This window comes from Allobosea sp. CRIB-10 (genome assembly GCF_900112185.1).
Classification (GTDB): Bacteria; Pseudomonadota; Alphaproteobacteria; order Rhizobiales; family Beijerinckiaceae; genus Allobosea.
Window position 1 is genome coordinate 137,048 of sequence record NZ_FOKP01000011.1, and the last position, 22,463, is coordinate 159,510.

Genomic DNA, 22,463 nt, shown 5'->3' on the forward strand with positions numbered 1-22,463 from the left:
CAGCGCCGTCGCAGTCGGCTCCGTCGAGACCGCCCCCAGGCTTGAACCGCCAGCCTGGTCAGGCGGCGCCCACTCCACCCGCGCCCGGACAGACGGCTCCCGCTCCGAGGGCCGGACAGCCGCAGCCGGAACAGCCTTCGGCCGTTCCGCCGGCCGGCCGCGCGCCGGCAGCTCCAGCGCAGCCTGGCATCGCGCCTGCGCAACCCGGTACTGCCGCACCCGTGCCGGCGGCTCCGCCTCAGCCCACGCCTGGCCAGGCGGCTCCTGGCCAGCCGCCGGTGGCCCCGAATGCCGGTCGACCACCGGGAGCTCCGGCCCAGCCGGGAGCCGCGCCCGCGCAACCCGTGCCCGGAGCCGGTCAGCAGCCCGGCGCGTTGCGACCTGGCGTTGCTCCCGGACAGGCACAGCAGCCGCAAACCCTGCCGCCGGCCGGCCAGCCCGCGCCTGATCGCCAGGGACGCCGCGGCGGCATCGGCCTCGGCGGCGCGGCTGCGATCGGTCTCGGCGCCGCCGCGATCGGTGGCATCATGGCGACGCAGGGCGCGAGCCGGCTCGACGACATCCGCAGCCGGCGCGAGGAGCGCCGCGAGGGCGACGTCACCATCATCCGCGAGCCCGGGCGCACCATCATCCGCGGCGACGACGATCGCGTCATCATCCGCCGGGACGAGACCCAGCGCTTCCGCGATCTCGGCCTCGACACCCGCAGCGAGCGCCGTGGCGAGGAGACGGTGACAGTCTATGACCGTCCCGACGGCACGCAGATCGTCACGGTGACCGACGCCGAAGGTCGCCTGATCCGCCGCTCGCGGCGCGAGCGCGACGGCGGCGAATTCGTCATCATCGACAATGTCCGCCGTGACGGGCCGCAGGCGCGCTTCGCAGAGGAGGTGGTGGTCCTGCCGCCGCCGCAGCTGCGCATTCCGCGCGAGCGCTACATCGTCGATGCCGAGCGTGCCGACGAGCGCTTGATCTACGAGACGATCACCGCGCCGCCGGTCGCGCCGGTGCCGCGCCGCTACACGCTCGACGAGGTCCGCTACTCGCCCGACCTGCGCGCCCATATGCGCAGCGTCGACATCGACACGATCAACTTCGATTCCGGCTCCTGGACGGTCACATCAGATCAGGCCGGTCGCCTGCGGGTCATCGCTGACGCGGTGCGCCAGGCGGTCGAGCGGGCACCGAACGAGGTCTTCATGGTCGAGGGCCATACCGACGCGGTCGGCTCCGATGTCGACAATCTCTCGCTGTCGGACCGGCGAGCGCAATCGGTCGCCGAGATACTGACCCGCGATTTCGGCATCCCGGCCGAGAACCTGACGACGCAGGGCTATGGCGAGCAGTATCCCAAGGTCCAGACGCAGGGCGATTCGCGCGAGAACCGGCGGGTGACCCTGCGCCGGATCACGCCGCTGCTCACCGGCCAGAACCAGCAGTGATGCCATGCGGGGCAGCGTCCGGGCTGCCCCGCACTTTTCGTTGACGGCGATTGGAACCATTGCCGGACATTGCAGTTGCCCACTAAGGCCGGAATCCGTTCCGCCGGCCTCTGGAGGGTGTCATGCGCAAGAACCCTTGGGTCCTTCTCGGAGTGATTGTCGCTGCGCTGATCGTTGCGGAAGCTGCCGCTGCGCAGTCTTCTCAACCGCAGATGCAACGCCAGCAACGCGCGCCTGGCGTGCCAATGGCGCCGAATGCGGGTGAAGTGCAGAAGCTCGAGCCGCGCTCCGATCGCGTCGAGGACTGGCGTGAGCGGGAGCAACTGGCGCGCAACCGATCGGCACCGCCCGAGCCCAATCGCGAGATCCCGATGCCGAAGCCGGTGCCATCGATCATCGCGCCGACTCGTTAGAGGCCACCGCTTCCAGTTTAGAGTCAGGTAAGGCTCGCCACCTATGGTGGCGGCGAGGAGCTACGCCCATGAGTGAGATGTCGGTCGCGATCGCCCAAAGCCTGATCAGCATGAAGTCGGCTGCGACGCAGCAGGCGCTTCAGCTCGAGATGGTCAAGCAGAACGCCGATTCCGACCAGGCACTGGTCGCCATGCTCCAGCAGGCGACCGAGCAGCAGCAGGCCACGCTCCCCGCCGGCCAGGGCGGCAATCTCGATATAACCGCCTGATTTCACCTTCTGCGTGTGAAATGCTGCCGGCGCATGCCAGCGCCGCGCCAGATCGTGGTCCTTTGCCGGTTGCGCTGAGATCACGACGGTTCTAACCTCCGCCTCGTTCCGAGGGGTGCTCGACAAGAGCTGAGATGGCCTGACGGCCGAACCCATCGAACCTGATCCGGGTCATACCGGCGGAGGGACTGGAACGCGGCTGCGCCACACATGCATCCGCAGACAGCGACTGGACCGTCAGACGCCCCGGATCTCCTGAACCTGAGAGGGAGGAGATCCTGACATGAACGCCCATACCAAGCCCCAGAAGAACAGCGTCAAGGCCGCGCCGCAGACGGTGACGACCGGCCCGATCATCGGCTCGCGCAAGATCTATGTCGCGGCGCCCGAGCATCCCGACATGCGCGTGCCTTTCCGCGAGGTCGCGCTGACCACCGAGGCCGAGCCGCCGGTGCGCATCTATGACCCGTCCGGCCCCTATACCGAGACCGACGCGAAGATCGACCTCAATGCCGGCCTGGTGCAGCCGCGCCGCGCCTGGCTCGACGCGCGCGGCTTCGAGGTGGTTGCGGGCCGCGCCGTCACCGCCGCCGACAACGGCAACATCTCGGCCGAGCAACTGGTGCCGGCCTGCCCTGCCGAGCGCCCGATCCTGCAGGCGAAGCCCGGCCAGATGACGACCCAGTACGAGTTCGCCAGAGCCGGCATCGTCACGCCCGAGATGACCTACGTTGCCCATCGCGAGAATCTCGGCCGCGCCGCAATGCTGGAGGGGGCAAGGGAGCGCCATGCCGATGGCGAGAGCTTCGGCGCGGCTGTGCCCGAGTTCGTCACGCCGGAATTCGTCCGCGACGAGATCGCGCGCGGGCGCGCCATCATCCCCGCCAACATCAACCACCCCGAGCTCGAGCCGATGGCGATCGGCCGCAACTTCCTGGTCAAGATCAACGCCAATATCGGCAATTCGGCCGTGACCTCCGGCGCTGCCGAGGAGGTCGAGAAGCTGGTCTGGGCGATCCGCTGGGGTGCTGACACGGTCATGGACCTCTCGACCGGCCGCAACATCCACAACATCCGCTCCTGGATACTCAGAAACTCGCCGGTGCCGATCGGCACGGTGCCGATCTACCAGGCGCTGGAGAAGGTCGGCGGCGACCCGATCAAGCTCGATTGGGAGGTGTTCAAGGATACGCTGATCGAGCAGGCCGAGCAGGGCGTCGACTATTTCACCATCCATGCTGGCGTCAGGCTGCCCTATGTCCCGCTGACCGCCAATCGCGTCACCGGCATCGTCTCGCGCGGTGGCTCGATCATGGCGCGCTGGTGCCTGGCGCATCACAAGGAAAGCTTCCTCTACGAGCGCTTCGACGAGATCTGCGAGATCATGCGGCGCTATGACGTCTCCTTCTCGCTCGGCGACGGCCTGCGTCCGGGCTCGATCGCCGATGCCAATGACCGCGCCCAGTTCGCCGAGCTGGAGACGCTGGGCGAGCTCACCAAGGTCGCCTGGGACAAGGGCTGCCAGGTCATGATCGAGGGCCCCGGCCATGTGCCGATGCACAAGATCAAGGAGAACATGGACAAGCAGCTGCGCGAATGCGGCGAAGCCCCGTTCTACACATTGGGACCGCTGACCACCGACATCGCGCCGGGCTACGACCACATCACCTCGGGCATCGGCGCGGCGATGATCGGCTGGTTCGGTTGCGCCATGCTCTGCTATGTCACGCCGAAGGAGCATCTCGGCCTGCCGGATCGCGACGACGTCAAGACCGGCGTCATCACTTACCGGATCGCTGCCCATGCCGCCGACCTCGCCAAGGGCCATCCGGCAGCCAAGCTGCGTGACGACGCGCTCTCCCGCGCCCGCTTCGACTTCCGCTGGGAGGACCAGTTCAACCTGGCGCTCGATCCCGACACGGCCCGCGCCTTCCATGACGAGACGCTGCCGAAGGACGCCCATAAGGTCGCGCACTTCTGCTCGATGTGCGGGCCGAAATTCTGCTCGATGAAGATCACTCAGGATCTGCGCGCCGAGGTGCAGGCCATGGGCGACAATGAGCGCGCGGCGCTCGAAGCGATGGCTTCCCAGGGCATGGCGGAAAAGTCGCAGGAGTTCCTGAAGCAGGGCGGCAATCTCTATCTGCCGGCGGCGGAGTAGAAACCATGCGCGTCGCTGTGATCGGGGCCGGCGTGGCCGGCCTCGTGACGGCGCTCGAGCTGGCCGGGCGGGGTATCGCGGTCGACGTGTTCGAACGCAGTGCCGCGCTCGGCGAGCGGGCCTGCTCCTGGGCGGCCGGCGGCATGTTGGCGCCCTGGTGCGAGCGCGAGAGCGCCGAGGAGGCGGTCGTCACCTTGGGTCGGCAGGCGCTCGACTGGTGGCCGCGCCATTATCCCGGCACGCTGGCCCATGGTACGCTCGTGCTCGCTTCGGCGCGCGATGCCGGCGAGCTGACGCGTTTTTCCGCGCGGACGAGCGGTTTCGAGCGGCTCGATGCCGATGCGGTCGCCGCGCTGGAGCCCGATCTCGCCGGCCGGTTCCGACAGGGCCTGTTCTTCGCGCAGGAGGCTCATCTCGATCCGCGCCGCGCCATGGCGGCTCTAGTCGAGGCGCTGCAGGCGGCCGGCGTGCCGATCCACTACGGCGTCGAGGCAGACGAGACGGCGCTCGATGCCGACCGCATCATCGATTGCCGTGGCCTCACGGCGCGCGACCGTCTGAGCGCATTGCGTGGGGTCCGCGGCGAGATGCTGGTGCTGCGCACGGACGAGATCAGGCTGAGCCGCCCGGTCCGGCTGCTGCATCCGCGCATCCCGCTCTATGTCGTGCCGCGCTCCGACGGGCATCTCGTGATCGGCGCGACGATGATCGAGAGCGATGATCGCCGTCAGGTCAGCGCCCGCTCGGCGATCGAACTGCTCAGCGCCGCCTATGCGCTGCATCCGGCGCTCAGTGAGGCAGAGATCGTCGAATTGCGCGCCGATGTCCGCCCGGCCTTTCCCGACAACCTGCCTGATATCGTCGAGGATGGCCGGACCTTACGTTTCAACGGCCTGTTCCGCCACGGCTTCCTGCTCTCGCCGGCCTTGGCCCGGCAGGTGGCCGATCGTCTCCTCGCACCAAGGGAGTTGTCCGATGCGCATCATCGTCAACGGCGACACACGTGAGGTCGCCGCCCCCATTCTGGCCGAGGCATTGGCCGAGCTGGGCTATGCCGGCGCAGTCGTCGCCACCGCCGTGAACGAAGCCTTCGTGCCCGCCGGCGCGCGGGCGCAGACGGTCCTCGCGGATGGCGATCGGCTCGAGGTCCTCGCGCCGATGCAGGGAGGCTGAGCGATGGATTTCTATGGTTTCACCCCACGCTCCCGCCTCTTCTTGGGCACGGCGCAATATCCCTCGCCGGCCGTGCTGCAGAAGTCGGTCGAGGCGGCCGGCGTCGATGTCGTCACGGTCTCGTTGCGGCGCGAGGCCGGCCGCCTCGGCGGCGGCCAGGATTTCTGGGCGCTGATCCGCGGCCTCGGCGTCAGGGTTCTGCCGAACACGGCCGGCTGCCACTCGGTCAAGGAAGCGGTAACGACGGCGCAGATGGCGCGCGAGGTCTTCGGCACGCCCTGGATCAAGCTGGAGGTGATCGGGGAAGCCGACACGCTGCAGCCGGATGTCTTCGGGCTGGTCGAGGCGGCACGCATCCTCTGCGCCGAGGGCTTCGAGGTCTTTCCCTACATGACCGAGGACCTCGTCGTGGCCGAGCGGCTGGTCGAAGCCGGCTGCCGGGTGCTGATGCCCTGGGGCGCGCCGATCGGCACCGGCAAGGGCCTGAACAACCCTTACGGCCTGCGGGCGCTGCGGGCGCATTTCCCCGACATCCCGCTCGTCGTGGACGCCGGCATCGGCCTGCCCTCGCATGCGGCCGCGGCAATGGAGCTCGGCTATGACGCGGTGCTGCTCAACACCGCCGTGGCCAAGGCCGACGATCCCGCTGCGATGGCGGCAGCCTTCGCCCGCGCGATCGAGGCCGGGCGCCTCGCCTTCGAAGCGGGGCCGATGGAGCCGCGCGACATGGCCGCGCCCTCGACCCCGGTGCTCGGCCGGGCCCTGCTGGGATGATGCGGGAGGCAGCCATGACCGATCGTTACGCCCGCCAGATCGTGATGCCGGAGATCGGCCCCGAAGGGCAGGCGCAGCTTGCTCGGACGCGTATCCTCGTCGTCGGCGCCGGCGGGCTCGGCTGCCCCGTATCCTCCTATCTCGTCGGCGCCGGCATCGGCCGCTTGCTGCTGGTCGATCCCGACCGGGTCGAGGAGAGCAATCTGCACCGTCAGCCGCTCTACCGGATGAGGGATCTAGGGCGGTTGAAGGTCGAGGCGGCGGCGGACGCGCTCGCCGCCTATAACCCCGGCGTCGAGATCGAGGCGCTGGCGTTCAGGCTCGCCCCCGACAATGTGGCGGGGCTGGTGGCGCGGGCCGACGTCGTCGTCGATGCCGCCGACAGTTTCGCCGCGACCTATGTTCTGAGTGATGCCTGCTACGAGACCGGCAAGCCGCTGGTCAGCGCTTCGATCGTCGGCCTTTCCGGCTATGTCGGCGCCTTCTGCGGCGGTGGGCCGAGCTGTCGCGCCGTCTTCCCGGAAATGCCGGCGCGCGCCGCCGATTGCGCCACGGCCGGCGTGCTCGGCCCGGCCGTCGCCACTCTCGGCCTGCTGCAGGCACATATGGCGCTGCTGCTGGCGCTAGGCCTCGCGCCATCGCCGCTCGGCCGGGTGATCAGCTTCGATGCCCGCCGCCTCGGCTTCGGCGGTTTCTCCTTCGCCGGGGCGCCGGAGCCGCTTTCGGGTTCTTTTCCCTTCATCGCGCCCTCACAGCTGTTGGTCAGCGATATCGTGGTCGAGCTACGCGGGGTCGAAGAGGCACCGGTTGCGGCCGCTCCGGACGCGATCAGGCTCGCGGTCGAGGAGATCGACCGGCTGTCGCTGGATGACGCTGAGGGTCGGCGTGTGGTGCTTTGCTGCCGAACCGGCATCCGGGCGGCGCGCGCCGCCGGCAGGCTTGCGACGCGGGGCGCCGGCGATCTGGCCCTGATGGCGCTGGGCTAAAATCTTCCCCATATCCCTTGGCGAGTCCGATGGAGACAAGATGACGAGCGACACCACCGAGATCACGCTGGCGCGGACCCTGCAGCCGCAGGAGGTCGCCGCCGTCCTCGCGCGTGTGGCGGAGGTCCGCCCGCGCGTGCAGTGCCTGACCAACACTGTGGCGCAGAACATCACCGCCAACATGCTCCTCGCCTTCGGCGCGATCCCGTCCATGGCGATCCATGTCGACGAGGTCGCGGCGATGGCGGAGGGCGCCGGCGCGATCCTGATCAATATCGGCACGATCAACGCCGAGAGCGAGCTCGCCATCCCCAAGCTGCTGGAGGTGGCGCGTGATCGCGGCAAGCCGGTTGTCTTCGACCCGGTTTTCGTCGAACTGTCGCCCCTGCGCCGGCACATCGCCGGGCAGGTGCTGCGGCTGCCCGATATCCTGGTGCGCGGCAACGCCACCGAGATGGCGGCGCTCTCCTTCGATCTCGCCGCCGCGCAAGGCGTCACGCGCGTCACCACCGGCAAGGTCGACCGGATCGAGAGCGGCTCGGCGAGCTTCTCGGTCGCGCATGGCCATCCGCTGATGACGAAGGTCACCGGCATCGGCTGCGCTGCCGGTGCGCTGATCGCGGCCTGCTGCGCCGTCGAGGCCGACAAGGCGGTCGGGGCGGCGGCGGCCTTGACCGCCTATGGCATTGCCGGCGAAATCGCGGCCGAGCGATGCCGCGGCCCCGGCAGCTTCGAGGTCGAATTGATCGACGCGGTCGCGGTGATGGATGCGGCGACGCTCGCCGCCAGAATGGAAGCGCGCCCGTGACCGTCGACATCACCCTTTACGGCATCGTCGATCCGCAGATCGCCAATGGCCGCTCCATGGCCGACATGGCGCGCGCCGCGGTCGAGGGCGGTGCGACGCTGATCCAGCTCCGCGCCAAGACCGAGACGACGCGCGAGATGATACGCGAGGCCCGCGCCATCCGCTCGGCCCTGCATGGCACCAATGTGCCCCTTCTGATCAATGACCGCGTCGACGTCGCGCTCGCCGCCGGCGCCGATGGTGTCCATCTCGGCGCCGACGACATGAAACTCGTCGATGCCCGCCGCCTGCTCGGCCCGCGCGCCATCATCGGGGCGACGCTGAAGCATGAAAGCGAATTGCCCGAGCTGGCCTCCGCGAAGATCGACTATGCCTGCATCGGCGGCGTCTTCCCGACCACGCACAAGGACAATGCCGGTATCGCGCTCGGCGTTGACGGGCTCGCCTGCTTGCGTCAGGCGGCAGCGCGCGTGCTCGGTGCCCTCCCGGTCGGCGCCATTGCCGGTATCACCGCCGCCAATGCCGGCTCGGTGATCGCTGCCGGCGCTGATGGCGTCGCGGTGATCGGTGCGCTCTTCGGCGGCGACGATATAAGCGAGGCGGCGCGCGACCTGCGGCTCGCGATCGAGACTGCCCTGTCCGAGCGGGTCGCCGCGAGCGCCTGATCTAGAGCGTTTTCGAGCGAAGTGGACACCGGTTCGCGTGAAGAAAATGCGATAAAACAAGGACCTAGAACATTTTCGCGATTCGAAGAATTGCGGAATTGCTCTAGCCGGCGATCTCGGCGAAGCGCTTCGGCAGGGCAAAGCCGTGCCCGAGCGGGTCGTCCGCCTCGATGACGAAGCTGCCCTCGCCGGCGAGATGCCCGCGCCCGCCGACTTCGACCGTGACGGCACCCGCTGCCGGAAAATCGACCGGGCCGACCACCTTTCCGGTGAAGGTGCCGCCGGTGATGCTGCGGATCTTCCGGCTCCGGCCGAGCGGGATCAGTCCCTTGGCATGGTCGAGCGCCATCCGGGCGGTGACGCCCGAGCCGGTCGGCGAGCGATCGATCTGGCGCTCGGCGAAGACGCAGAGATTGAAGCTGTCCTCGCTCGCTTCAGCCTCGTCGGTGACGATCGTGCCATAGAGGAAGCCGAGATCGGGCTCGGTCGGATGGGTGATGCTGTGGCTCGCCCGGACCTGGTCGGTCAGCGCGCCCGCCGCCGCGACGACCTCCTCGACCGGCGTCTGCATCAGGTCGAGACCGAAGCGCGAGGCCGGCAGGATGCAGTAATAGGCGCCGCCATAGGCGATGTCGGTGACGATATCGCCATGGCCGGGCACGGAAACCACGAGATCGCGCGCCTCGACGAAGGCCGGCACGCTCGCGAAGCTGACATCGCCGACTTTCCAGTTGCCTTGGCCGCCTTCGACCTCGCAGGCGAGCCGCACCAGCCCGCAGGGCGCCTCGATGGAAAAGCGCGTGACCGGCGCGGTCGCCTCGACCAGCCCCTGCTCGACAGCATAGCGGCCGAGCGCGATCGTCGCGTGGCCGCACATGGTCGAATAACCCTCGTTATGCGTGAACAGCACGCCGAAGGCGGCCTCGGGATGGCTCGCCGCGACCGGGATGACGCCGTACATGCCGTCATGCCCGCGCGGCTCCAGCATCATCGCGCGGCGCAGATGGTCGTAGCTCTCGCGGGCCTGCCGGCGCTTGTCGAGGATGCCGGCGCCGGTGAGCTGCGGATAGCCTGACGTGACGATGCGCACCGGCTCGCCGCAGGTGTGATAGTCGATATAGCTCAGGCGCATGGGTCCTCGTCCATTAGTCATCGGCGGAAGGCGGGTCGAGCCGCGGCGGATTGCAGCCCTGTTGGGCGCAGGTTTCGGCCGCCACCACGACGGCGAAGCCGAGAGCCGCTGCACAAAGTTCGTTCGGCAGGTCCTTCAGCACCGGGCCGAGGCCGCCATTTCGCCAGAGCGAAGCGAGGAAGGCGCCCATGAAGCTGTCCCCTGCACCGATCGTATCGACGACCTCCCGCGCGAGGGCAGGGAACACCATGGGCTCGCGGCGGAACGGCAGGAGATAACCGCCCTTGTCGCCATCGGTAACCAGCAGCAGCCGGTCCCCATGGGCAAGCCAGCGCGCCAGGGGATAGCCGTACTCGGCGCCGTGAAGTGTTCGCGCATCATCCGTGCTGCATTTCAGCAGATCGCACAGCGTTGCCCGCTCGTCGATGGCGCGACGCGCCTCATCGAGCGCCGGCAGCACGGCCGGCCTGACATTGAGATCATAGCTGACGCTGAGCCCGGCCTCGCGCGCACGTCCCATCAGCGCCAGAGCCGCTTCGCCGGACGTGCCGAGCGTCGCGCCGAAGGAGGTGACGTGCAGATGCGCGAAGTCGTCGAGATGTTCCGGCGCGGGTGGCGTGGTATCGAACGCCGTGCCGTTCAATGAGAAACGATAGGTCGCGACACCGTCTGCGTCGAGCGAGGCCGTGGCGGAGGGCGTCGGTGCATCGCCGACTCCGACGAAGCGTTGGTCGATGCCCTCCTCTGCCAGGCGCTGCAGGAAAGACCGGCCGAGTGTGTCTCGCGAGAGGCTGACATTATAGGTCACCGGCGCGCCGCAGCGAGCCAGCGCCAGTGCCGTGTTGAAGCCGGAACCGCCGAGCACGACCTGGCGCTCGTGCCCGGCAGCGCCGGGCACGCAATCGACCAACGCCTCGCCATAGACGAGGACGCCCTTGCCCGTCACAACAGGCCGCGCTTGGCCAGGTTGCGCATCAGATGCGAGGCGCCGAAGCGCCAGGGCTCGCATTCGTCGGTGCGGCGCATGCGATTGACCAGCGCGCCGAGCTCGGGCGCCGAGATGGTGACGACGTCGCCGTATTTATGGGTGAAGCCGCCGCCCGGCGCGTCGCGATCCTTGATCGGCGCGAACATGGTGCCGAGATAGAGCGCCGCCCCGTCCGGATACTGATGGTTCGGGCCCAGCATCTGCGCGGCGAGATCGGCCGGGTCGCGGCTGATCATGGCGATCGAGGACGAGCCTTCCAGCGTGAAGCCGTCCTCGCCCACGACGGTCAGGCTCACCGTCGTCTTGCGGACATGGTCGAGCGAGAAGTCGCCGTCGAAGAAGCGGATGAACGGGCCGATCGCCGCCGCCGCATTGTTGTCCTTGGCCTTGCCGAGCAGCAGGGCCGAGCGGCCCTCGAAGTCGCGCAGGTTGACGTCGTTGCCGAGGCTGGCGCCGACGATCCGGCCATCCGAGGCGACGATGATCACGATCTCCGGCTCGGGATTGTTCCAGCTCGAGCCCGGATGCAGGCCGGCATCGGCGCCGGTGCCGACCGCTGACATCGGCGGTGCCTTGGTGAAGATCTCGGCGTCCGGCCCGATGCCGACCTCGAGATACTGGCTCCAGCTGTTCTGGGCGATCAGCACCTCCTTCAGCTTCATCGCCTCGGGCGAGCCGGGCTTGAGCTTGGAGAGGTCGTCGCCGATGAGCTTGCCGATCTCGGTGCGGATTTCGGCGGCGGCTGCCGGATTGCCCCGCGCCTTCTCCTCGATGACGCGCTCCAGCATCGAGACGGCGAAGGTGACGCCGGCAGCCTTGACCGCCTGCAGGTCGACCGGGGCGAGCAGCCAGGGCTTGCCGTCATTGCGCGTGGCGGCCGAGCTGTTGGCGAGGAGATCGGCAAGCGAGTCCAGATTCTCACCGTCAGCGGCACGTAGTGCCGTCGCCGGATCGGCGGTCTCGCAGAGGTCGCGCATGGTCGGGAAGGTTGCGGTGACGTCGATCACCTCGTTTCCGGCAAGCTTGACCACCGACGGCCCGGCTAGGTCCGGGCGCCAGACGCGGCCGGCCAGCGCGGCGCGGTCGGCATCGGCCGGCAGGGTGTTGGCGGGCGTGAGCGAGAGCGAGGCCATGGCTGATCCAGCTTGTGTGCAGTGTACAGGAAGGGTCACGAAGAACAGCCGCTTCCGCGGGAAATCGCAAGTGCGCGGATGCGCGTCCACAGCGGGGCGGAAATGTCATCGTTTTGTCATTGAACTGTCGCCCCGGCTTCATGCTAGCTTGCGCACCAACGACAAGAACGCCCGCGTGCATCGGGGGCTGAGAGGGAGCTGATCATGACCTTCAAATTCAAGACACTGACCGCGGCCGGCGTGCTCGCACTCGCCGTTGCTTCGCCGGCTCTGGCGCAGACCGAAATCCAGTGGTGGCACGCCATGACCGGCGCCAACAACGACGTCGTTGTCAAGCTGGCCGAGGAGTTCAACGCCTCGCAGAAGGACTACAAGGTCGTCGTCGCCTATAAGGGGTCCTATCCCGACACGCTGAACGCTGGCATCGCCGCCTTCCGCGCTGGCAACGCCCCGCACATCATGCAGGTCTTCGAGGTCGGCACCGCGACCATGATGTCGGCCAAGGGAGCGATCAAACCGGTCGCCGACGTGATGAAGGACGCGGGCGAGAAGTTCGATCCGAAGAGCTATCTGCCGGCGATCACCGGCTACTATTCGACGACGAAGGGCGAGATGCTCTCCTTCCCGTTCAACTCGTCCTCGATGGTGATGTGGTACAACAAGGACGCGCTGAAGAAGGCCGGCCTGCCGGAAACCCCGCCGAAGACCTGGCCCGAAGTGTTCGAAGCCGCCAAGAAACTGAAGGCCGCCGGCTTCGACAAGTGCGGTTTCTCGACCGCCTGGACGACCTGGGCCAATATCGAGCAGCTCGGCGCCTGGCACAACGTGCCGGTCGGCACCAAGGCCAACGGCTTCGACGGCTTCGACACCGAGTTCCGCATCAACAGCGATCTCTTCGTCAAGCACCTGACCAATCTCGCCAACCTGCAGAAGGAAGGCGTGTTCTCCTATTCCGGCCGCACCAACACCGGCGAGGGCCGCTTCACCTCGGGCGAATGCCCGCTGTTCCTGACCTCCTCGGCCTTCTTCGGCAACGTCAAGGCGAATGCCAAGTTCGACTGGTCGAACGCGCCGATGCCGTATTACCCGGACGTCGCCGGCGCGCCGCAGAACTCGATCATCGGCGGCGCCTCGCTCTGGGTCATGGGCGGCAAGAAGGCCGAAGAGTACAAGGGCGTCGCCAAGTTCTTCACGTTCCTCTCCGACGTCGACCGGCAGGTGAAGCTGCACACCGAGTCGGGCTATCTGCCGATCACCAAGGCGGCCTATGAGAAGGTCAAGGCGTCGGGCTTCTACAAGCAGAACCCCTATCTCGAGACCCCGCTGCTCGAGCTCAACAACAAGGAGCCGACCGAGAACTCCCGCGGCGTCCGCTTCGGCGGCCTGGTCCAGATCCGCGACATCTGGTCGGAGGAGATCGAGGCGGCCCTGAACGGCCAGAAGACGCCGAAGGCGGCACTCGACGCGGCCAATGAGCGCGGCAACCAGGCGCTGCGCCAGTTCGAGCGCACCGCCAAGTAAGACAAGACTGATCGAAGGCCGGGGCGTTTGTCCCGGCCTTCCTTGCCGCCGGGCTGGCCGATGCAGAAATACGCTCACTTCAAGGGGCTGACGATCCCGCTGCTGCTGCTCCTGCCGCAGCTCACGATCACGGTCGTGTTCTTCTACTGGCCGGCGAGCCAGGCGGTCTGGCAGAGCTTCCTGCTGCAGGACGCTTTCGGCATCTCCACCGAGTTCGTCTGGTTCGAGAATTATCGCGACCTGTTCGCCAAGCCCGAATATTACAAGGCGCTGATCAACACCGGCATCTTCTCGGTCTTCGTCGCGCTGCTATCGCTCTCGCTGGCGCTGCTCTTCGCGGTCATGGCGGATCGGGCCATCCGCGGCGCCGAGATCTACAAGACCCTGCTGATCTGGCCCTATGCCGTCGCGCCCGCCATTGCCGGCGTGCTCTGGATCTTCATGTTCGATCCTTCCCTCGGCATGCTCGCCCGCGGTCTGCAATCGCTGGGCGTCGCCTGGAATCCGCGCCTCAACGGCAATGACGCGATGACCCTCGTCATCCTGGCGGCGACATGGAAGCAGATCTCCTACAACTTCCTGTTCTTCCTCGCCGGCCTGCAGTCGATCCCCAGGAGCGTGATCGAGGCGGCGGTGATCGACGGCGCCCGGCCGATGCGGCGCTTCTGGACCATCGTCTTCCCGCTGCTCTCGCCGACCACCTTCTTCCTGCTCGTCGTCAACCTCGTCTACGTCTTCTTCGACACCTTCGGCATCATCGACACGGTCAGCGGCGGCGGCCCCTCGGGCGCGACCGAGACGCTGGTCTACAAGGTCTATTCGGACGGCAAGGGCGGCACCAATCTCGGCGGCTCGGCGGCGCAGTCGGTGATCCTGCTCGCCATGGTCATCGCCATGACCGCTTTCCAGTTCCGCTTCATCGAGCGGAAGGTGAACTACTGATGCGGTGGGGCCGTCGCCTTGGCTTCGCGGCGCTCGCGGGCTTCTGCCTCGTGCCAACCCTGGCGTCGGCGCAGGGCCGGGTGATCGATGCATGGAAGGGCGTGTTGCTGAATTGCGGCCCGGGTACGGAGCTGGCCTGGGCCGACCGCATCTGCAAGCTGTTGATCGGCGAGATGCGCAAGCAGGCCGAGGCCGCGAAGATCGCCTTCGTCGCTGTGCCGACCCCAGCCGACGATGTGACGCTCGACCGCCGGGCCTCCGAGGAGGGGCTCGACATCTTCAGCATCATCCATGTCCGCTTCGGCATCTCGCAGCCGACGGGCAGCCTGAAGAACCGCGACCTGACCCTCGTTCTGCGCTCCCTGAACGCCGGCTCGCTGTTCGAGATGCGCAAGGACGGGCCCTACAAGGTGCTGAGCTATACGCCGATGATCTCGATCAACGAAGGCGAGGCCGCCGCGCGGGCGCCTTGGGTGGCGCAGACGCTTGCCGAACTCTTCTTTCTCCCGATGCTGAAGGCGCGGCAATGACCTCGGTGCTCTGGCAGGACCTCACCGCCGAGGAGTTGCGCGAGAAGGCGGCCCGCGATGCCGTCGTCGTGCTGCCGGTCGCCTCGATGGAGCAACATGGCCCGCATCTGCCCGTCGGGGTCGACACCATCTTGTGCGGCGGCGTCTGCAAGCTCGCGGCCGAGCGTGCCGAAGGTGTCGAAGTCGTCGTCGCACCGACGCTGTGGTGCGGCATGGCCGAGCATCACATGGCCTTCGGCGGCACCTTCACCTTCGACATCCCGACCTATCGCGCCGTGCTGCTGGCGCTGCTGAAGAGCCTGGAGCGCCACGGCTTCCATCGCGTCGTCATCGTCAACGGCCATGGCGGCAACATCGCCGCGCTCGCCGCCTTCCTGCCGGATTTCGCCAGGGAGACCTCGCTCCAGGTCCGCGCCACCACCTATTTCCTGCTGGCGCAGGAGGCGATGGCGCCCTTCATGGACGACCAGGTCAGTGTGCTGCATGCCTGCGAGGTCGAGACCTCTATGATGATGGTGCTGGCGCCGGAGACAATCAGGCAGGACCGCTTGCCGGAAGCGTTCGGCATGCTGGGTGCGGACCTCACCGCGCTGACCCGCCCGACCGTCGGCCAGTACAAGCCCTTCCGCGAGATGACGCAGACCGGCGTGATCGGCGACGCTCGCAATGCGACGGCGGAGAAGGGCCAGGCCTTCCTCGATGCGGCGGCGGATGCGCTGGCGAAGCTCCTGAGTGACCGCGGAGGGCAGGGCTGATGGTCGAGGACCGCCGCCTGGGCGATGCGATCGCCTATATCATCCTGACGATCGGGGTGCTCATCTGCGCCTTTCCGGTCTGGCTGACCTTCGTCGCCTCGACCTGGGACAATGCCACCATCATCAACGGGCAATTGCCGCTCTATCCCGGGCCGCACTTCCTGGACAATTACTACCGCATCCTCTTCGTCGGCACGTCGGGCTCCACCCGCGAGCCGGTGGCGAGCATGATGCTGAACTCCTTCGTGATGGCGATGACCATCGCGATCGGCAAGATCTTCATCTCGGTGCTCTCGGCCTATGCCATCGTCTACTACCGCTTCCCGTTCCGGATGGCGGCGTTCTGGATCATCTTCGTCACGCTGATGCTGCCGGTCGAGGTCCGCATCTTCCCGACCTTCAAGATCGTTTCCGATCTCGGCATGCTCGACAGCTATCAGGGCCTCGCCGTGCCCTTGATCGCCTCGGCCACCGGCACTTTGCTGTTTCGGCAGTTCTTCATGACCATTCCGGACGAGCTGCTGGAAGCCTCGAAGATCGACGGCGCCGGCCCGTTCAAGTTCTTCAAGGACACGGTGCTGCCGCTCTCGCTGACGACGATCGCGGCGCTGTTCGTCATCCAGTTCATCTATGGCTGGAACCAGTATCTCTGGCCGCTCCTGATCACGACCAAGGACTCGATGCAGACCATCGTGATCGGCATCCGCAAGATGATCACCACCTCCGACGCCCTGACCGAATGGCAGCTCGCCATGGCCACCGCCATGCTCGCCATGCTGCCCCCGGTCTTCGTCGTCATCGCCATGCAGAGGCTCTTCGTGAAGGGCCTTGTCGAGACAGAGAAGTAGCCCGCCAATGGCTCAGGTCACGCTCAACAACGTCAAGAAGATCTATGCCGGCGGCGTCGAGGCGGTGAAGGGCGTCTCCTTCGACATCCCCGATGGCGGCTTCTGCGTCCTCGTCGGCCCCTCCGGCTGCGGCAAGTCGACCCTCCTGCGCATGGTCGCCGGGCTCGAGACGATCTCGGCCGGCGAGGTCGCGATCGGCAGCCGCGTCGTCAACCAGGTCGAGCCGGCCGACCGCGACATCGCCATGGTCTTCCAGAACTACGCGCTCTATCCGCATATGAGCGTCTACGACAACATGGCCTATGGCCTGCGCAATCGCGGCACGCCCAAGGACGAGATCGAGAAGCGCGTCGCCGAGGCCGCGCGCATCCTCGCCATCGAGCCCTTCCTGCAGCGCCGCCCGCGCCAGCTCTCCGGCGGCCAGCGCCAGCGCGTCGCCATGGGTCGCGCCATCGTGCGCAAGCCGCAGGTCTTCCTGTTCGACGAGCCGCTCTCCAATCTCGATGCCAAGCTGCGCGTGCAGATGCGCGTCGAGATCAAGAAATTGCAGCGCGCTCTCGGCGTCACCGCGATCTACGTCACCCACGACCAGGTCGAGGCGATGACGCTCTCCGACAAGCTGGTGGTGATGAATGGCGGCCAGGTCGAGCAGATCGGCGTGCCGGCCGAGGTCTATCGCAAGCCGGCGAGCCGTTTCGTCGCCACCTTCATCGGCTCGCCGCCGATGAACCTCCTGCCGGCCAAGCTCGACGGCCACGGCATCATCGCGCTCGGCGACGCCCTGCTGCAGGCGCGCGATTTGCGCGATGACCTGCCCGCCGGCACCGCCGTCGAGGTCGGCCTGCGGCCCGAGGACATCGAGGTCGCCTCGGAAGGCGCGGCGGGATCGCTGCCCTTCGACGTCGAGTTCATCGAGGAACTCGGGGCGACCCAGCTTTTCCACGGCCAGCTCGCCGGAAAACCCTTCGTCATGCAGGCGGCGACCGGCGAGGTCGCGGCCCAGGCGGGCAGGCTGTGGATCAGCGTCGACCCCGACAAGGTCCATGTCTTCGACGCGGAAAGCGGTGTCCGGCTCGGGAAGGGCTGAGGCGGTCGACATCCGTCGGGTTGCTGTCCTTTCCAGCCAGCCCCCTTCTCCCCTCGGGGGAGAAGGTCCGGCAGGGGATGAGGGCGGGACGACTGGGTGAGACGCCCAGCGTCGTGCTGGACTTCCCTCATCCGTCAGCGCTTCGCGCTGCCACCTTCTCCCCCGAGGGGAGAAGGCAGAAAGCCAAGCTTTTCCCCGCCCGCAGGCTGATCCTGCGGGCGTTGTCGGATGTGAGGGGCAGCGGAGCGCCGCGAGGCGCTGGATTGTGATCCGCTTCCATTGAGCCAGGAAGCGGCGCGGATGGGTTGAGCCACCATCCGCACGCCCCGTGGCGCTCCGCCAGCGGCGATTTGAAAGCTCCGGGCCGCGCTTCTGTCGCGCCGGCCTGAGCCGGCGCGGTCTAGCGAGCTCCTCGCGCAGGGATCGTAGTGTCCCCAGGTCGGTTCCCGAAGCCTCCCGGGAGCGAGGCGCAACCCTCGCCCGCAGGCGCCGCACCCATCCCGCCAATCGACATGCCTCCGGTCGGCCGCCCCTCGGGGATGGGATGCGCCGCATTATACGGGAGGTTCGGAGAGCGGGGATAAGTTGGCGGTCTGTCCCCGCGTTCACCTCCCCGTCTTGGTCGGGCTTGTCCCGACCATCCACGCCTTTGCACCCGAGCGACCGGCACCGCGCCGGGCAGCATGCCGTCAGTGCCGCCAGACGTGGATGCTTTGCACAAGGCGGAGCATGATGGGGACTTTTCGCGGGGTCAGGAGTCACAAATAGGATTCGATTTCCGATTTTTTCTTGATGTTTAACGACACAGGGGATTGGGAATCGGCCATGTTAATAAGGCCTTTGTCACGCAGTGATCGCAGTGATGATTCGATTGTAATCAAATCCTTGAGAAAGTGATTTCGAAGCGTATCAATAGATATACCTTTCTTTCCCCAATATTTTCTTCTCTGTAATACTCCTAATATCTGTCTAGCTCCAACATCTATGTCCATTCTCGTCTGAAATCCAACTATTGTACTATCAAGATTTTCCAGTATATTGTCAAATTTTTCAATTCCGAAATAATGACTGTGCGTTTGCCTCACCGTCGCGATGTCTGACGACCCGATCATTACAACTTCGTAGTTTTCTGCCGAAGTAAATTGGTTTTCATAATAAATATACTTTCTAACAGCTTCCGACGGCTCTCGACCGACTTCTTCCCAAGTTGTAAATATTCCAGTATTCCAGTTGAATACAATAATCCAATTATTTAGGGATTCCGAAACGCCTTGAGTAGAAGTCAACGTTTTCACGATGTCGTCGTTAACAAAGCTATCAAACACGCGATTCTTATCAGACGTTTCTATAAGTTTTTGTGCTTGAATGCGAAGTTTATCTAACGATATCTTAGATTGAATGCTTGGCTCTCTGCCGCTTTCGATTTCGTAGAAAACGTCAGAAAGTTCTTTAAAATACTCAATTACAGCTTTATCTCCTTCTTGCTCTTTAAGATGGTGGCCATAAATAACAGACGTTCTCTCAATCGATTCTGCCCAGTAATGTTGAATTCGGCTACGAATCTGCAACTCAAGGCTCTTGCCCGCCATGCTCAGTATCATATGGACAGAGCGGTATCCAGTAATGTCCCTACCCCTCTCTCTGTAGTCCGTAATTTTTAGCAATTTAAAGGAAGAGCCGGTAGAAACTTTCTGTTTTATAAAGCCGATTAAATCATTAACATCCCTATTCGAATTAACTATAATTCTACACCCACCAATATCCTGCAACTGCGTTAGACGAACGCTCAATCTTTTGAGCTTTCGTATTATCTGCGGTTTCCTTTTCAGGCGCTGAGCAATGTAATACGTACTTCCATAGCCATGAAGCCACTGCTGTAATTCGAGAGTTGTATTGGATAGCGGCTCAAGGTGGTCTGCTCTATATAAATCAAATATTTCTTCTAGTTCCAAAATCTCTTCCGTTAACTCGGAAGAATACGCTAAAGCCTTGCCCGATTTATCAATTTTTGCTTTCGAGATGATCAACCCTCAAGCTCCAGATACGCTGCCGCTGCCCAAAAAATTGACGTTGGGCGAATATGAAGCCAGCCAAATCCGTCGTCAAAAGATTCTACCTCCGCCGCCCCCGTCTCTCCCGCGCCCCCTTCGGCCGCGCTTCCGGCACCGGGCCCATCTCGTCCAGCGTCGGCTTCCGTGGCCGCGCCACGCTCGCCTTCGGCCGCCCCTCGCCGCCGCCCCAGTTGTGCGGGCCCATGTCGGCGTCGGTCGGTTTGCGGGCGCGGGTCGGCAGGTTGGCGCTGGCTCCATAAGAACGCTCGCCCCGGTATTTGCCGGCGGAGGACTCGACATCACTCTGGCGGGCAAGCGGGTCGTCGGCGATGGCGAGCTCGGTCGCCTGCAGGCGCTTGATCTCGTCGCGCAGGCGGGCGGCGGTCTCGAATTCGAGGTCGGCGGCGGCCTCGCGCATGCGCTTCTCGAGATCGGCGATCGCGGCCTTGAGGTTGTGGCCGGCGACCGGCCCCTCGACCAGGCCCTTGTCGACGGTGACATGGTCGCGCTCATAGACCGAGCCCAAAATGTCGCCGATGGCGCGCTTGATCGTCTGCGGCGTGATGCCGTGTTCCTCGTTATAGGCGAGCTGCTTCTCGCGGCGGCGATTGGTCTCGGCCATCGCCCGCTCCATCGAGCCGGTGACGTGGTCGGCATAGAGCACGACCTTGCCGTCGACATTGCGGGCGGCGCGGCCGATGGTCTGGATCAGCGAGGTCTCGGAGCGCAGGAAGCCCTCCTTGTCGGCGTCGAGGATCGCGACGAAGCCGCATTCGGGGATGTCGAGGCCCTCGCGCAGCAGGTTGATGCCGACCAGCACGTCGAAGGCGCCCAGCCTGAGATCGCGCAGAATCTCGATGCGCTCGATCGTGTCGATGTCGGAGTGCATGTAGCGCACGCGCACGCCGTTCTCGTGCAGGTATTCGGTCAGGTCTTCGGCCATGCGCTTGGTCAGCACGGTGACGAGGGTGCGGTAGCCCTTCTCCGTGACCTCCTTGACCTCGTCCAGGAGGTCAGCGACCTGGTGCTTGGCCGGCCGGATCTCGACCGGCGGGTCGATCAGCCCGGTCGGGCGGATGACCTGCTCGGTGAAGACGCCGCCGGTCTGCTCCATCTCCCAGCCGCCGGGCGTGGCCGAGACATGGATCGAGGACGGGCGCATCGCGTCCCATTCCTCGAAGCGCAGCGGCCGGTTGTCCATGCAGGAGGGCAGGCGGAAGCCGTATTCGGCCAAGGTCGCCTTGCGGCGGAAGTCGCCTTTGTACATGGCGCCGATCTGCGGCACGGTGACATGGCTCTCATCGGTGAAGACGAGGGCGTTGTCCGGCAGGTACTCGAACAGGGTCGGCGGCGGCTCGCCCGGCTTGCGGCCGGTGAGATAGCGCGAATAGTTCTCGATGCCGTTGCAGGAACCGGTCGCCTCGATCATCTCGATGTCGAAGGTGCAGCGCTGGTCGAGCCGCTGCGCTTCCAAATAGCGGCCCATGCGGTTGAGCTCGTCGAGGCGGGCTTTCAGCTCTTCCTTGATCGACTTGACCGCTTGGTTCAGCGTCGGCCGCGGCGTGGTGTAGTGCGAATTGCCGTAGACCTTGATGAATTCGAGCTCGCCGGTCTTCTGGCCGGTGAGCGGATCGAACTCGCTGATACTTTCAACTTCGTCGCCGAACAGCCCTATGCGCCAGGCGCGGTCCTCATAGTGCGCCGGGAAAAGCTCGACCGTGTCGCCGCGGACCCGGAACGAACCGCGCGAAAAATCGTGCTGGGTGCGCTTGTATTGCAGCGCGACGAGATCGGCGATGAGCTGGCGCTGCTCGATGCGCTCGCCGAGCTTCAGCGAGAAGGTCATCGCCGTATAGGTCTCGACCGAGCCGATACCGTAAATGCAGGAGACGGAGGCGACGATGATGACGTCGTCGCGCTCCAGCAGCGAGCGCGTCGCCGAATGGCGCATGCGGTCGATCTGCTCGTTGATCGAGGATTCCTTCTCGATATAGGTGTCCGAGCGCGGGACGTAGGCCTCCGGCTGGTAATAGTCGTAATAGGAGACGAAGTACTCGACCGCGTTGTCGGGGAAGAAGCTCTTGAACTCGCCGTAGAGCTGGGCCGCCAGCGTCTTGTTCGGCGCGAGGATCAGCGCCGGGCGCTGCGTTTCCTCGATCACCTTGGCCATGGTGAAGGTTTTTCCGGAGCCGGTGACGCCGAGCAGCACCTGGTCGCGCTCCTGCCGCCGGACGCCGTCGACGAGATCGGCGATCGCGGTCGGCTGGTCGCCCGATGGGGAGAAATCGCTCTTCATCTTGAAGCGGATGCCGCCTTCCGACTTCTCGGGGCGCTCCGGCCGGTGCGGCGTCCAGGGCTTGCCGGGCGAGATGAACGGGCTGCCGGTCTCCAGCAGCGCCTGCAGCGACTTCGCCGTCAGCGATGCAGCGCTGTCGCTGTCGGGGTCGAAGGCGGAGTCGGCCTTCTTCGAAAGCTTGCGCGGCTTCGCCTCGCGGGTATCGCCCGGCCGCGGCTCATAGCCGGCCTGCGGCGCATCGCTGAAGCCGGCCGCGCCGCCCGGCACCGCCTTGCCGCGATTGATCGCCGGGTTGAGCAGGTCGGCGAGATAGCCGTCGAGCGGCTTGAGCTCGGGCTTGCTCGCCTTCGAGTTCGGCGTGCGGGTCGCGGCGGACTTCTTCGCAGCTTTGGGCTTGGCGGCGGTCGTATCGGTGCTCTTTGGCATGGCCGCAATATGGGCGCGATTTGCCTGGGATGCGAGAGGGCGCGGCGCAGGTGGCACCGCGTT

Annotated in this window: 21 protein-coding genes and 1 riboswitch; of the genes, 16 read left to right on the forward strand and 5 right to left on the reverse strand. The window is 65.7% G+C overall.

Features of this window, described 5'->3' with window-relative positions; all coding sequences use genetic code 11:
• Positions 1 to 374: 374 nt before the first annotated feature.
• From BMZ69_RS32460 to thiE, 10 genes are all read left to right on the forward strand, one after another.
• Positions 375 to 1,442: an OmpA family protein gene (locus tag BMZ69_RS32460; RefSeq protein WP_348272474.1), complete on the forward strand. Its 1,068-nt coding sequence runs from the start codon at positions 375 to 377 to the stop codon at positions 1,440 to 1,442.
• A 122-nt stretch (positions 1,443 to 1,564) separates the two neighbouring features.
• Entirely contained in the window at positions 1,565 to 1,855 is a 291-nt protein-coding gene (locus tag BMZ69_RS31165) for a hypothetical protein (protein ID WP_139219062.1), read from the forward strand.
• Positions 1,856 to 1,923: 68 nt separating this feature from the next.
• Complete coding sequence (locus BMZ69_RS15665; protein ID WP_139219063.1) at positions 1,924 to 2,124, forward strand: hypothetical protein; 201 nt, start codon at positions 1,924 to 1,926, stop codon at positions 2,122 to 2,124.
• Between the two features lie 101 nt (positions 2,125 to 2,225).
• Positions 2,226 to 2,330: riboswitch (TPP riboswitch) on the forward strand.
• Positions 2,331 to 2,407: 77 nt separating this feature from the next.
• The gene (gene thiC, locus BMZ69_RS15670) at positions 2,408 to 4,285 is read left to right on the forward strand and encodes a phosphomethylpyrimidine synthase ThiC (RefSeq protein WP_092158164.1); all 1,878 of its coding nucleotides are present in this window, start codon (positions 2,408 to 2,410) and stop codon (positions 4,283 to 4,285) included.
• 5 nt (positions 4,286 to 4,290) lie between these two features.
• The gene (gene thiO / locus BMZ69_RS15675) at positions 4,291 to 5,292 is read left to right on the forward strand and encodes a glycine oxidase ThiO (protein WP_092158166.1); all 1,002 of its coding nucleotides are present in this window, start codon (positions 4,291 to 4,293) and stop codon (positions 5,290 to 5,292) included.
• The gene (gene thiS / locus BMZ69_RS15680; RefSeq protein WP_092158168.1) at positions 5,261 to 5,458 is read left to right on the forward strand and encodes a sulfur carrier protein ThiS; all 198 of its coding nucleotides are present in this window, start codon (positions 5,261 to 5,263) and stop codon (positions 5,456 to 5,458) included. The genes thiO and thiS overlap by 32 nt, the downstream gene beginning before the upstream one ends.
• Before the next feature lie 3 nt (positions 5,459 to 5,461).
• On the forward strand, positions 5,462 to 6,232 hold the full coding sequence (locus tag BMZ69_RS15685; RefSeq protein ID WP_092158170.1) for a thiazole synthase: 771 nt from the start codon (positions 5,462 to 5,464) through the stop codon (positions 6,230 to 6,232).
• Positions 6,233 to 6,246: 14 nt separating this feature from the next.
• Positions 6,247 to 7,218, forward strand: a complete 972-nt coding sequence (locus tag BMZ69_RS15690; RefSeq protein WP_092158172.1) for a HesA/MoeB/ThiF family protein — start codon at positions 6,247 to 6,249, stop codon at positions 7,216 to 7,218.
• 40 nt (positions 7,219 to 7,258) lie between these two features.
• Entirely contained in the window at positions 7,259 to 8,026 is a 768-nt protein-coding gene (locus tag BMZ69_RS15695) for a hydroxyethylthiazole kinase (protein ID WP_092158174.1), read from the forward strand.
• Positions 8,023 to 8,691, forward strand: a complete 669-nt coding sequence (thiE, locus tag BMZ69_RS15700; RefSeq protein WP_280142104.1) for a thiamine phosphate synthase — start codon at positions 8,023 to 8,025, stop codon at positions 8,689 to 8,691. Before BMZ69_RS15695 ends, thiE begins: the two co-directional genes overlap by 4 nt.
• A gap of 103 nt (positions 8,692 to 8,794) precedes the next feature.
• Here the strand turns inward: thiE and BMZ69_RS15705 are convergent, their stop codons facing one another.
• From BMZ69_RS15705 to BMZ69_RS15715, 3 genes are read right to left on the reverse strand one after another with little or no spacing between them, the layout of a single operon-like run.
• Complete coding sequence (locus BMZ69_RS15705; RefSeq protein WP_092158178.1) at positions 8,795 to 9,823, reverse strand: proline racemase family protein; 1,029 nt, start codon at positions 9,821 to 9,823, stop codon at positions 8,795 to 8,797.
• A 13-nt stretch (positions 9,824 to 9,836) separates the two neighbouring features.
• Positions 9,837 to 10,769, reverse strand: a complete 933-nt coding sequence (locus BMZ69_RS15710; protein WP_175506822.1) for a PfkB family carbohydrate kinase — start codon at positions 10,767 to 10,769, stop codon at positions 9,837 to 9,839.
• Positions 10,766 to 11,944 (reverse strand): fumarylacetoacetate hydrolase family protein, encoded by a 1,179-nt coding sequence (locus BMZ69_RS15715; RefSeq protein WP_092158182.1) that lies wholly within the window; start codon positions 11,942 to 11,944, stop codon positions 10,766 to 10,768. Before BMZ69_RS15715 ends, BMZ69_RS15710 begins: the two co-directional genes overlap by 4 nt.
• 204 nt (positions 11,945 to 12,148) lie before the next feature.
• Here BMZ69_RS15715 and ugpB point away from each other — a divergent pair, with 204 nt between their 5' ends.
• Genes ugpB through BMZ69_RS15745 form a run of 6 tightly spaced genes read left to right on the forward strand, consistent with a single transcriptional unit; the run spans position 12,149 to position 17,627 of the window.
• A complete protein-coding gene (ugpB, locus tag BMZ69_RS15720) occupies positions 12,149 to 13,465 on the forward strand; it encodes a sn-glycerol-3-phosphate ABC transporter substrate-binding protein UgpB (protein ID WP_092158184.1) in 1,317 nt (438 codons plus the stop codon).
• Between the two features lie 60 nt (positions 13,466 to 13,525).
• Positions 13,526 to 14,407 carry a sn-glycerol-3-phosphate ABC transporter permease UgpA gene (gene ugpA / locus BMZ69_RS15725; RefSeq protein WP_092158238.1) on the forward strand — a complete coding sequence of 294 codons (882 nt, stop codon included), beginning with the start codon at positions 13,526 to 13,528 and terminating at the stop codon, positions 14,405 to 14,407.
• On the forward strand, positions 14,407 to 14,937 hold the full coding sequence (locus BMZ69_RS15730; protein ID WP_092158186.1) for a hypothetical protein: 531 nt from the start codon (positions 14,407 to 14,409) through the stop codon (positions 14,935 to 14,937). Before ugpA ends, BMZ69_RS15730 begins: the two co-directional genes overlap by 1 nt.
• Entirely contained in the window at positions 14,934 to 15,692 is a 759-nt protein-coding gene (locus BMZ69_RS15735) for a creatininase family protein (protein ID WP_092158188.1), read from the forward strand. The genes BMZ69_RS15730 and BMZ69_RS15735 overlap by 4 nt, the downstream gene beginning before the upstream one ends.
• Positions 15,692 to 16,540: a sn-glycerol-3-phosphate ABC transporter permease UgpE gene (gene ugpE / locus BMZ69_RS15740; RefSeq protein WP_092158190.1), complete on the forward strand. Its 849-nt coding sequence runs from the start codon at positions 15,692 to 15,694 to the stop codon at positions 16,538 to 16,540. The genes BMZ69_RS15735 and ugpE overlap by 1 nt, the downstream gene beginning before the upstream one ends.
• 7 nt (positions 16,541 to 16,547) lie before the next feature.
• On the forward strand, positions 16,548 to 17,627 hold the full coding sequence (locus BMZ69_RS15745) for a sn-glycerol-3-phosphate import ATP-binding protein UgpC (RefSeq protein ID WP_092158192.1): 1,080 nt from the start codon (positions 16,548 to 16,550) through the stop codon (positions 17,625 to 17,627).
• A 758-nt stretch (positions 17,628 to 18,385) separates the two neighbouring features.
• Here the strand turns inward: BMZ69_RS15745 and BMZ69_RS15750 are convergent.
• Entirely contained in the window at positions 18,386 to 19,654 is a 1,269-nt protein-coding gene (locus tag BMZ69_RS15750; RefSeq protein ID WP_210188032.1) for a RelA/SpoT domain-containing protein, read from the reverse strand.
• Positions 19,655 to 19,739: 85 nt separating this feature from the next.
• Positions 19,740 to 22,400 (reverse strand): excinuclease ABC subunit UvrB, encoded by a 2,661-nt coding sequence (gene uvrB / locus BMZ69_RS15755; RefSeq protein ID WP_092158194.1) that lies wholly within the window; start codon positions 22,398 to 22,400, stop codon positions 19,740 to 19,742.
• Positions 22,401 to 22,463 lie beyond the last annotated feature (63 nt).

Coding starts and splice junctions, on each gene's coding strand:
- ugpA (WP_092158238.1), top strand. CDS start 13,526: ATGCAGAAATACGCTCACTTCAAGGGGCTGACGATCCCGCTGCTGCTG.
- BMZ69_RS15745 (WP_092158192.1), top strand. CDS start 16,548: ATGGCTCAGGTCACGCTCAACAACGTCAAGAAGATCTATGCCGGCGGC.
- ugpB (WP_092158184.1), top strand. CDS start 12,149: ATGACCTTCAAATTCAAGACACTGACCGCGGCCGGCGTGCTCGCACTC.
- BMZ69_RS15705 (WP_092158178.1), bottom strand. CDS start 9,823: ATGCGCCTGAGCTATATCGACTATCACACCTGCGGCGAGCCGGTGCGC.
- BMZ69_RS15690 (WP_092158172.1), top strand. CDS start 6,247: ATGACCGATCGTTACGCCCGCCAGATCGTGATGCCGGAGATCGGCCCC.
- BMZ69_RS15730 (WP_092158186.1), top strand. CDS start 14,407: ATGCGGTGGGGCCGTCGCCTTGGCTTCGCGGCGCTCGCGGGCTTCTGC.
- thiO (WP_092158166.1), top strand. CDS start 4,291: ATGCGCGTCGCTGTGATCGGGGCCGGCGTGGCCGGCCTCGTGACGGCG.
- BMZ69_RS15665 (WP_139219063.1), top strand. CDS start 1,924: ATGAGTGAGATGTCGGTCGCGATCGCCCAAAGCCTGATCAGCATGAAG.
- BMZ69_RS15735 (WP_092158188.1), top strand. CDS start 14,934: ATGACCTCGGTGCTCTGGCAGGACCTCACCGCCGAGGAGTTGCGCGAG.
- thiC (WP_092158164.1), top strand. CDS start 2,408: ATGAACGCCCATACCAAGCCCCAGAAGAACAGCGTCAAGGCCGCGCCG.
- thiS (WP_092158168.1), top strand. CDS start 5,261: ATGCGCATCATCGTCAACGGCGACACACGTGAGGTCGCCGCCCCCATT.
- uvrB (WP_092158194.1), bottom strand. CDS start 22,400: ATGCCAAAGAGCACCGATACGACCGCCGCCAAGCCCAAAGCTGCGAAG.
- BMZ69_RS31165 (WP_139219062.1), top strand. CDS start 1,565: ATGCGCAAGAACCCTTGGGTCCTTCTCGGAGTGATTGTCGCTGCGCTG.
- BMZ69_RS15685 (WP_092158170.1), top strand. CDS start 5,462: ATGGATTTCTATGGTTTCACCCCACGCTCCCGCCTCTTCTTGGGCACG.
- ugpE (WP_092158190.1), top strand. CDS start 15,692: ATGGTCGAGGACCGCCGCCTGGGCGATGCGATCGCCTATATCATCCTG.
- BMZ69_RS15715 (WP_092158182.1), bottom strand. CDS start 11,944: ATGGCCTCGCTCTCGCTCACGCCCGCCAACACCCTGCCGGCCGATGCC.
- BMZ69_RS15695 (WP_092158174.1), top strand. CDS start 7,259: ATGACGAGCGACACCACCGAGATCACGCTGGCGCGGACCCTGCAGCCG.